The sequence below is a fragment of the Flavobacterium sp. genome, assembly GCF_020217025.1.
GTDB lineage: Bacteria > Bacteroidota > Bacteroidia > Flavobacteriales > Flavobacteriaceae > Flavobacterium.
In genome coordinates, this window is the sequence record NZ_JAIWOF010000157.1 from 1 (window position 1) to 10000 (window position 10000).

Genomic DNA, 10000 nt, shown 5'->3' on the forward strand with positions numbered 1-10000 from the left:
AAACCCCAACAAAACATGGATAGCATGTTTAATTAAATGTCCGATTGTAGTTCCGTTTCCAATAACGTAAACCAAATTAGTACTAGCACTATATACAGGCAAAAAAGAGACCAAAGCCAATAGAAAAACTATGGCCCAAATGGTTTTATCTCCTCGTATTTTACCAATGATATCAAACATTTTTATGCGTTATTATAAATTATAAATGGCTTGTTTGAATTGTTTTCCTCTGTCTTCGTAGTTTTCGAATAAATCGAAACTTGCACATGCTGGTGATAACAAAACGCTATCTCCTTTTTCAGCTAAACGTTGCGCCAATTGAACTGCTTCAGACATAGAAGTGGTTTCTACCATCACATCAACTACATTATTAAATGCGTTAATGATTTTTGTATTATCAACACCCAAACAAACGATAGCTTTAACTTTTTCACGAACTAATGGCATTAATTCATCATAATCATTTCCTTTATCAACACCACCTACAATCCAAACAGTTGGAGTATTCATACTATCTAAAGCATAAAAAACCGAATTTACATTCGTAGCTTTAGAATCGTTAATATATTGTACCCCTTGAATTTTCAATACTTTTTCTAATCGATGCTCTACTCCTTGGAAATTAGTCAAACTTTCTCTGATGGTTTGTTTTCTAATGTTCAACAATTGTGCTACAGCTGTTGCTGCCATTGCATTTTTAATATTGTGTTTTCCTTCTAGTGCTAGTTCGTTGATTGGCATAGTAAATGATTCGTTTTTAATGGTACTATTGATGTTGTTATCTTCTATATATCCTCCGTCGTTTTCAGGTTTTCCTGCTAATGAAAAAGGAACTTTATTTGCTTTAATCTTGTTGTTTTTTAACCAATTTTGAATCGCTTCATCTTCATTGTCATATATCAAATAATCGGTTTCTGTTTGATTTTTTGTAATTCTGAACTTAGAATTGATGTACAAATTGTAATCGTAATTGTATCTATCTAAATGGTCTGGACTGATATTTGTAATAATCGCGATGTGTGGCTTGTAATTGATGACACCGTCTAACTGAAAACTACTCAACTCTAACACATAAATATCGTGCTTGTTTTCGGCCACTTGCCAAGCGAAGCTTTTTCCAATATTTCCCGCTAATCCAACATTCAAACCACCTTGTTTTAACAAATGATAGGTTAAAAGCGTTGTCGTTGTTTTTCCGTTGCTTCCTGTGATTCCAACCGTTGTTGCATCCGTAAATTGAATAGCAAACTCGATTTCAGAAATCACTGGAATTCCTTTTTCGATTAGCTTTTTAACAATCGGTGCTTTTTCGGGAATTCCTGGACTCTTCATTACTACATCAGCATTCAGGATTAATTCTTCTGTATGCTTTTCATCTTCCCAAGCGATTCCATTAATGGTAAGAACTTCTTTGTAATTTTCTTTTATTTTTCCAAAATCTGATACAAAAACATCGTATCCTTTTTTCTTTCCTAAAATGGCGGTTCCTACTCCACTTTCGCCTCCGCCTAAAACTACCAGTCGCATCTTATCTTAATTTTAAAGAAACCAGTGAGAAAATCGCTAATAGAATTCCGACAATCCAAAAACGCGTTACGATTCTACTTTCGTGATAACCTTTTTTCTGATAGTGGTGGTGCAATGGTGACATTAGGAAAATTCGTCTTCCTTCGCCGTATTTCTTTTTGGTGTATTTGAAATAACTCACTTGAATCATAACCGATAAATTTTCAGCTAAGAAAATTCCGCAGATAACTGGAATTAATAATTCTTTACGAATTGAAATGGCAATTACAGCGATGATCCCACCTATCGTTAAACTTCCTGTATCTCCCATGAATACTGATGCTGGATAAGCATTATACCAAAGAAATCCAACTAAAGCTCCAACGAAAGCAGCGATGTAAACCGTCATTTCACCAGAATTGGGTATGTACATGATATTCAAATAATCCGAAAAAATAATGTTTCCTGAAACGAACGTGAATAATCCGAGCGTTAATACCGAAATTGCAGAAGTTCCTGCGGCTAAGCCATCTATTCCGTCGGTTAAATTGGCTCCGTTTGAAACGGCTGTGATAATTAAAATTACCATTGGAATGAAAATCAACCAAGCGTAATCTTTGTAATTATCGCCCATGAACGATAAAACTTCAGCATAATCGAATTCGTTATTCTTGAAAAACGGAATGGTAGTTGCCGTTGATTTTTCTTCTAAATCGGCTGGTTTTATATTGTTTTCGATTTTTATTCTTGATGCCATTGTATCTTTTCTAACAGTTACATCTGGACTCAAATACAAAACGGTTCCAACAATTAGCCCTAAACCAACTTGCCCAATAACTTTGAAAATCCCTTTTAAACCTTGTTTGTCTTTCTTGAAAATTTTGATATAATCATCAATAAAACCGATAGTTCCCATCCAAAGTGTGGTCATTATCAATAAAACAATGTAAATATTATTCAACTTCGCCAATAACAAAACTGGAATTAAAGTCGCCAAAATGATGATGATTCCACCCATTGTTGGGGTTCCGGCTTTTGCAGTTTGTCCTTCTAAACCAAGCTCACGAACCGTTTCACCTACTTGCTGATTTCTCAAATAGTTGATGATTTTTTTTCCGTAAATCGTAGCAATTAACAACGACAAAATAAAAGCTAATGCCGAGCGAAAAGTAATGTATTGAAACACTCCTGCTCCAGGAACATCAAAGGCTTTGTCTAAGTATTGAAAGATGTAATATAACATAGTTTAAAAGTTTATGTGTTTAAAAGTTTAAAAGTTGGCTCTTGAAAACTTTACTGCTACTATTTATTCAATTGTTTTAATAACTCAGTTACTATTTTTAAATCGTCGAAATCGTGACGAACTCCGTTAATTTCTTGATACGTTTCATGACCTTTTCCTGCGATAAGAATAATATCGTTTGGATTTGCTAATTGACAAGCGGTTTTTATGGCTTGTTTTCTATCTAAAATCGAAACTGTTTTCTTGAAATCTTGAGATTCTACTCCTTTTTCCATTTCTTCAATAATCGTTTCTGGATTTTCGGTTCTTGGATTATCGGATGTAAAAATGGCTTTGTCACTCATTGATGAAGCGATGTTGGCCATAATTGGTCTTTTCGTTTTATCTCGATCACCACCACAACCCACAACTGTTATTAATTGTTCGTTTTTAGTGCGAATATCTTCTATCGTTTTTAATACATTTTCCAATGCGTCTGGTGTGTGAGCGTAATCTACAATTGCTGTGATTTTAGAATCGGAAACAATAAATTGAAAACGTCCAGAAACACTTTCTAATTCAGAAAGTAAGCGTAATGCTTCTGTCTTTTCGATTCCTAATTCAACTGCTACTCCGTAAATGGCTAATAAATTATAAGCGTTGAATGAACCAATTAATTTCACCCAAACTTCATTATCGTTGATTTTTAATAATAATCCTGATAATTGATTTTCTAAAATTTGCGCTTTGTAATCTGCATATGATTTTAAAGCGTAGGTTAATTTCTTAGCTTTTGTATTTTGCAACATTACCAAACCGTTTTTATCGTCGATATTGGTAATTGCAAAAGCTGATTTTGGTAAATTATCAAAGAATGATTTTTTTACATCTCTGTATTCAGCAAACGTATTATGGTAATCTAAATGATCGTGTGATAAATTGGTAAAAACGCCACCTTCAAAACGTAAGGCTTCCGTTCTTTTTTGATGAACACCGTGCGAAGAAACTTCCATAAAGCAAAATTCGCAACCTTCTTGCACCATCAAATCTAAATACTTGTTAATCGTTAAAGAATCTGGAGTGGTATGCGTTGCTTTGAATTCTTGCTCGTCAACCATAATTTTTACGGTTGATAACAAACCAACTTTATAACCTGCTTTTTTGAATAATTGATATAATAATGAAGCGATTGTAGTTTTACCATTCGTTCCTGTTACACCAACTAATCTGATATTTTCTGAAGGATTTTCGTAGTAATTAGCTGCTAAAAAAGCCAACGCTTCGTTAGAATCTTTTACTTTAATATAAGTAACGCCGTTTACAATTACACTTGGGAATTCTTCACAAATTACCGCAATAGCACCAAGACTTAGTGCTTTTTCAATATAATCATGACCATCAGAAAGTGTTCCTCTAATCGCTACGAAAACATCGTTCAATTCAATTTTTCTCGAATCGAATTCAATTTTTGAAACAGTAATATCGGTAGCTCCATGAACTGCTTCAATGTGTACTTTATATAATATGTCTTTTAATTGCTTCACGATAATTCGATTATGATAGTTTGATTTTTGTTAAAAGCTTGTCCTGATGTTAGTGATTGTTTTTTCACTCTTCCCACACCAATAACTTTTACTTTTAATCCTAAATTTTCTAATAAAGCCACAGCGTCCATTCCGTCCATTCCTTTTACATTTGGCACAATTCGCTCCTCTTTTTCTACTTTTTTATAATACTCTGAATAGTTTTTTTCTTGAGAAACTACTTTAGCATCGATGTTTTTTACATGATTTGTTGATGGAGAATCAGTAAATATTTTTTGTGCGATTCTTTTAAAAACAGGTCCAGCAACATCCGCTCCGTAATATCCAGCAGCAACATTTGGTTTATGAACTACTACAATACAAGAATATTTAGGTTCGTCTGCTGGAAAATATCCAACAAAAGAAGAAGCATAATACAATTGCGACTTATCTTTATAATTCACCTGAGCCGTTCCTGTTTTTCCAGCCATTGAGAAATCTTTGGAATACAATTTAGAACCTGTTCCTTTCTTAACAACATTTTCCAAAACGGCATGAACTTTATCTAAAGTTTCTTGTGAACAGATTTTAGGATTGATAACTTGTGTATCAAATTTCTTAATGGTTTTATTCCACTCTTTGATTTCGCTAACGAAAATTGGTTTTACCATTACTCCATCATTAGCAACTGCGTTGTATAAAGTCAAAGTTTGCAATGGTGTAACGGATAATCCATAACCAAAAGCCATCCATGGTAATGCTACTCCCGACCAACGATTCGTTCCTGGCTGAGGAATAACTGGAATTCCTTCTCCTTTTATTGGTAAACCAAGAGGTTTGTTCAATCCATAACTATTGATTCTATCTACAAATTGTTTTGGATTATTTTTATAGCTTTCATACACCGATTGTACTAAAACGGTATTTGAAGAAAGTTCAAAACCTCTTGCTAAAGAAATCTTCCCATAACCTCCTTTATGTGAATCTCTTACTCTTCTTCCGTAATATTGAATTTCGCCACCAAAAGAATTATAAACCGTTCCCGTATCTGCTTTTTTATCATCTAAAACCGCAATCAAATCCATCAACTTGAATGTCGAACCTGGTTCTTGAGACTCTTTAATAGCAAAATTATCTTTCTCATAATAAGAACCATCTTCAGCTCTTCCCAAATTTGAGATGGCTTTAATTTGACCTGTTTTGGTTTCCATTACCACTACACAACCATGATCAGCGCTGTAATATTCCAATTGTTTTAATAAAGCATGATGCGCGATATCTTGAATGTAAACATCAATTGTAGAAATAATATCGTAACCATCTTGTGGCTCTTTTTCATTTATATCATTAATAGGCTTCCACTGATTTTTTGCAATTTTTTGCATCATTCTGTGGCCATTTTTCCCATTCAAATAATCGCGAAAAGCGTACTCTAAACCTTTACCATCCTCGTTTGATCGTTCGTAACCTATGGTTCTTTTTGCTACTAATCCGATTGGATGCTCTCTAACAATTTCTTGTTCAATAATCAATCCGCCTTTGTTTGCTCCTTTATTAAATAATGGAAATGATTTCAAACGCATTTGCTCGGTATAACTCAACTTTTTTGCGATGAATAAATAGCGACTTTTGTTAGCGCGTGCTTTTTGTAATTTTGCTTGATAATGCCCAGATGATTTTCCAAACATCACAGCAAGCGAATCCGAAAGCGCTTGAATATTTTCTTTAAAAAGTTCCGATGAAGGCGCCACAGCATCAAAATAAATAGAATATTCTGGAATTGATGTAGCTAATAAACTTCCATCTGCTGAATACACATTTCCTTTATTTGCAGGGATAGTAAAATTCTTAACAGTTCTTTCTTTTGCTAATTTTCGGTAATAAGGTCCTTCAACCCATTGAATATTGTTGAGTTTTACCAAAATAAAGACAGCCATCATGAAAAACATGAAAGCTACAAAATACATGCGGTACGATATTTTTTTATCTTCTACTGCCATATTTTTAATTTATCCCAAAAACTGTTTTTATTTTCTTTACTTTCAACAACTATCTTCACAGGTGGCACTTCTGATGGAAAGATTTCACGTGTTTCCATTTTTTTTGCCACTGTAGATTCCATTTTTAACTTCATCAATTCAGAACGACGGTCTACAAATTCAGAACGCAATTCTTTTACTTGATTCGTTAATTCGGTAATTCGGTAATTTTTTGCATCGTATTGATGATTGTTTGCAATAGCCATCATTCCTAAGATTACCAAAAAAACGATGAATTTCCAGTTCTTAAGAGCGTCATCACTTATAAGAAATTTTGCTTTTAGTAAACTGTAGATTCCGTCTTTCATGTACTGCTATATTTTTTCTGCTACTCTTAGTTTTGCACTTCGTGCTCTGTTGTTTGATGCTATTTCCTCTTCTGTAGGAACAATTAATTTTTCAATAATCTTGAAAGGAACTTTAAAATTTCCGAAGAAATCTCTTTCGGGTTCTCCTTCAAACATGCCGTTTCGCATGTAACGTTTTACCAATCTGTCTTCAAGTGAGTGATACGAGATAACACTCAGTCGACCTCCAGGTTTCAGAATCTCTAACGATTGTTCTAAAAACTCTTTCAACACATCCATTTCCTGATTGACTTCAATACGAATGGCTTGGTATATTTGAGCTAAAATTTTATTACTCTTATGACCAGGTAAAAATTTCGCTAATACTTTTTTTAATTCGTCCGAATTTCGGATTTCTTTATCTTTTCGAGCGGTTACGATTACATTTGCCATCGCTCTGGCGTTTTTCAATTCACCATAATCAAACAAAACTCTTGCAATATCTTGTTCATCGTATTCGTTTACTACGTGATACGCACTGATATCGCCTTTTTGATTCATTCGCATATCCAATTCGGCATCAAATCGGGTTGAAAAACCTCTTTCGGCTACATCAAATTGGTGTGATGAAACGCCTAAATCAGCCAAAATTCCATCAACTTGCTTGATTCCGTGGAAACGTAAAAAACGTTTTATGAATCTGAAATTCTCATTAATTAAAGTAAAACGCTCGTCGTCAATTGCATTTTTTAAAGCATCTAAATCTTGGTCAAAAGCGAATAGTTTCCCTTTTTCTCCCAAACGACTCATAATTTCTCTGGAGTGACCGCCACCACCAAAAGTAACATCCACATACACACCATCAGGATGAATATTCAATCCATCAACTGTTTCTTTTAACAATACTGGATTATGATATTCCATCTTCGTCGTCATTAAAATTACCCATTACCTCTTCTGCCAAATCTGCGAAATCACCCACAGCGTTTTCAATCGCATTTTCATATTTATCTTTATCCCAAATCTCAATGATATTGATAGCTGAATTCAACACAATATCTTTATCAATTTGAGCAAAAACCACTAAATCTTTCGGAATTAAAAGTCGTCCTGTTGCATCAATCTCTATCATTTTAACTCCTGCTGTAAATCTTCTGATAAAATCGTCATTCTTTTTATTGAAACGATTTAGTTTATTGATTTTCAACATCGTTTTATTCCATTCCGCCATTGGAAATAATTCCAAACAAGATTGAAAAACCGAACGTTTCAACACGAAACCTTCCTCTAAAGAACCCAATTGTTTCTTTAGCGACGTAGGTAGCATCAGCCTTCCTTTGGCATCCACTTTACACTCGTATGTTCCGATTAATGTTTTCAACTTTTCTTTTCGATTAGAATATGGACAAATTTAGAAAAATTTTACCACTTTTTACCACAAACTACCACTTTGTTAATAAGTTTTTGGATTTCAAAACTCGATTTTCCACTTTTAACAAAACATTATTTGCAAAATCAATATTTCAGAAGAATTTAACCATTAAAACCGACCAATGTCTTTTTTTGTATTTTTATTAAAATTTGAATAAAATTGTTGATAACTAACATTTTACAATTCTCAAAATCCAAAAAATATCTGTGATATTTTTTTCTTTACTTTCTTCAATAAAATAGTATATTTGTCAATCATTAGAACTAATACCTTAAGTGGAATTTATGTTAAAAAAAGAAAAAAAATACACCTATTTTGAAGCTGGCGAAGGAACCCCAATAATCATTCTTCATGGTTTAATGGGCGGCTTGAGTAATTTTGATGGTGTAGCTAATTTTTTTCCTCCCAAAGGATACAAAGTGGTGATTCCTGAATTGCCTATTTACACACAAAATATTTTAAAAACCAACGTCAAAGCCTTTTCAAAATTTGTTAAAGATTTTATTGTTCACAAAGGATTTGACCAAGTAATTCTTGTTGGAAATTCACTAGGCGGACACATTGGATTGTATTTTACTAAAATGTATCCTGACCTTGTAAAAGCTTTAGTAATTACAGGAAGCTCAGGTTTATATGAAAGCGGAATGGGTGAAAGTTACCCAAAACGCGGTGATTACGAATACATCAAAAAGAAAGCGCAAGACGTTTTTTATGATCCAGAAATAGCAACAAAAGAAATTGTTGACGAAGTTTTTGCAACGGTTAATGATAGAATCAAATTGATTAAAACCTTAACGATTGCTAAGAGCGCTATTCGTCATAACATGGCAAAAGATTTACCAAAAATGACTACTCCAACTTGTATTATTTGGGGAAGAAATGATAAGGTAACGCCGCCAAATGTAGCTGAAGAGTTTGATAAATTATTACCCAATTCAGAATTGTTTTGGATTGATAAATGTGGGCATGCTGCCATGATGGAGCATCCAGAAGAGTTCAATCAAATTTTGTTTGATTGGTTACAAAAGAAGAATTTATAATAGTTCCCCTTTTTGGGGAATTTTATTTTATAGCCTATGAAAATTAATACCGCCGAATTCGTAATTAGTAATTCAGAAGTAGACAAATGTCCAAAAGACCGCTTACCTGAATACGCTTTTATTGGTCGTTCCAATGTTGGAAAATCATCATTGATTAACATGTTGACGAACCATAAAAATTTGGCAAAGACCTCATCAAAGCCAGGAAAAACCCAGTTAATCAATCACTTTAAAATCAACAACAATTGGTTTTTAGTGGATTTACCAGGTTATGGTTATGCCCGAGTTTCTAAGAAAACCAAAGCGGTTTTTCAACAATTTATTATGGATTATTTTGAGCAAAGAGAGCAATTGGTTTGCGCCTTTGTTTTAATCGATATTCGTTTAGAAGCTCAAAAAATCGATTTGGAATTCATGGAATATTTGGGTGAAAGCGAAATTCCGTTTGCCATTATTTTTACCAAATCGGATAAATTGGGAAAAAACAAAGTCAACAATCATGTGGAAGCTTACAAGAAACAATTATTAGCTGGCGATTGGGCTGAAATGCCTCCTTATTTTGTTACCTCATCTTTGGAAGCTATTGGTAGAGAAGGAATTTTAGAATATATCAATCAGATAAATGAAGACATTTTTAAAGATAATGGATTTGTTTAAAAAACAAACAAAACAAAAAAGTCGCTATTTCTAGCGACTTTTTTTATGCTTTTAAATCCATTTTTTCAGCGAAGTAATCACAGAAATCGCGCATAGTATCTGACATTTTCTCATCAGCAGTAGAGCGTTGAAATGTATCTGCCATGGCTACTAAAGTTTGATGGAAAAATTGCTTCATTTCGTCTATTGGCATATCTTTTGTCCATAAATCTATACGAAGCGTTTCTTTTGCTTTGCTATCCCAAACTGACAATAACATTGCTTTTGCTTCTTCTTGCTCTACGCCACCATCTT

General features: G+C 33.6%; 10 protein-coding genes and 1 pseudogene. 2 read left to right on the top strand and 9 right to left on the bottom strand.

The features are described 5' to 3' along the window. From LDL23_RS07895 to mraZ, 8 genes and pseudogenes are all read right to left on the bottom strand, one after another. Positions 1-180: pseudogene (locus LDL23_RS07895) on the bottom strand (cell division protein FtsW); the annotation flags it as partial. A gap of 12 nt (positions 181-192) precedes the next feature. Further along, positions 193-1527, bottom strand: a complete 1335-nt coding sequence (gene murD, locus LDL23_RS07900) for a UDP-N-acetylmuramoyl-L-alanine--D-glutamate ligase (protein ID WP_291265209.1) — start codon at positions 1525-1527, stop codon at positions 193-195. Between the two features lies 1 nt (position 1528). Continuing rightward, a complete protein-coding gene (mraY, locus tag LDL23_RS07905; protein WP_291265210.1) occupies positions 1529-2749 on the bottom strand; it encodes a phospho-N-acetylmuramoyl-pentapeptide-transferase in 1221 nt (406 codons plus the stop codon). A 59-nt stretch (positions 2750-2808) separates the two neighbouring features. Further along, positions 2809-4272, bottom strand: a complete 1464-nt coding sequence (locus tag LDL23_RS07910; RefSeq protein WP_291265211.1) for a UDP-N-acetylmuramoyl-L-alanyl-D-glutamate--2,6-diaminopimelate ligase — start codon at positions 4270-4272, stop codon at positions 2809-2811. Beyond that, positions 4269-6251: a penicillin-binding protein gene (locus tag LDL23_RS07915; protein ID WP_291265212.1), complete on the bottom strand. Its 1983-nt coding sequence runs from the start codon at positions 6249-6251 to the stop codon at positions 4269-4271. The genes LDL23_RS07910 and LDL23_RS07915 overlap by 4 nt, the downstream gene beginning before the upstream one ends. After that, positions 6242-6598, bottom strand: coding sequence for an FtsL-like putative cell division protein (locus tag LDL23_RS07920; RefSeq protein ID WP_291265213.1), 357 nt, complete (start codon positions 6596-6598; stop codon positions 6242-6244). Before LDL23_RS07920 ends, LDL23_RS07915 begins: the two co-directional genes overlap by 10 nt. Positions 6599-6604: 6 nt before the next feature. Next, positions 6605-7513, bottom strand: coding sequence for a 16S rRNA (cytosine(1402)-N(4))-methyltransferase RsmH (gene rsmH / locus LDL23_RS07925; protein WP_291265214.1), 909 nt, complete (start codon positions 7511-7513; stop codon positions 6605-6607). Next, positions 7488-7958 (bottom strand): division/cell wall cluster transcriptional repressor MraZ, encoded by a 471-nt coding sequence (gene mraZ, locus LDL23_RS07930; protein WP_291265215.1) that lies wholly within the window; start codon positions 7956-7958, stop codon positions 7488-7490. The genes rsmH and mraZ overlap by 26 nt, the downstream gene beginning before the upstream one ends. Positions 7959-8284: 326 nt before the next feature. Between mraZ and LDL23_RS07935 the strand changes: the two genes are divergently transcribed. Further along, positions 8285-9049: an alpha/beta hydrolase gene (locus LDL23_RS07935; RefSeq protein ID WP_291265216.1), complete on the top strand. Its 765-nt coding sequence runs from the start codon at positions 8285-8287 to the stop codon at positions 9047-9049. Positions 9050-9085: 36 nt separating this feature from the next. Then, positions 9086-9706, top strand: a complete 621-nt coding sequence (gene yihA / locus LDL23_RS07940) for a ribosome biogenesis GTP-binding protein YihA/YsxC (protein ID WP_194093230.1) — start codon at positions 9086-9088, stop codon at positions 9704-9706. A gap of 43 nt (positions 9707-9749) precedes the next feature. Here yihA and gldC read toward each other — a convergent pair. Next, positions 9750-10000: gliding motility protein GldC (gene gldC / locus LDL23_RS07945; RefSeq protein ID WP_291265217.1), on the bottom strand; the 251-nt coding region annotated here is incomplete at its 5' end.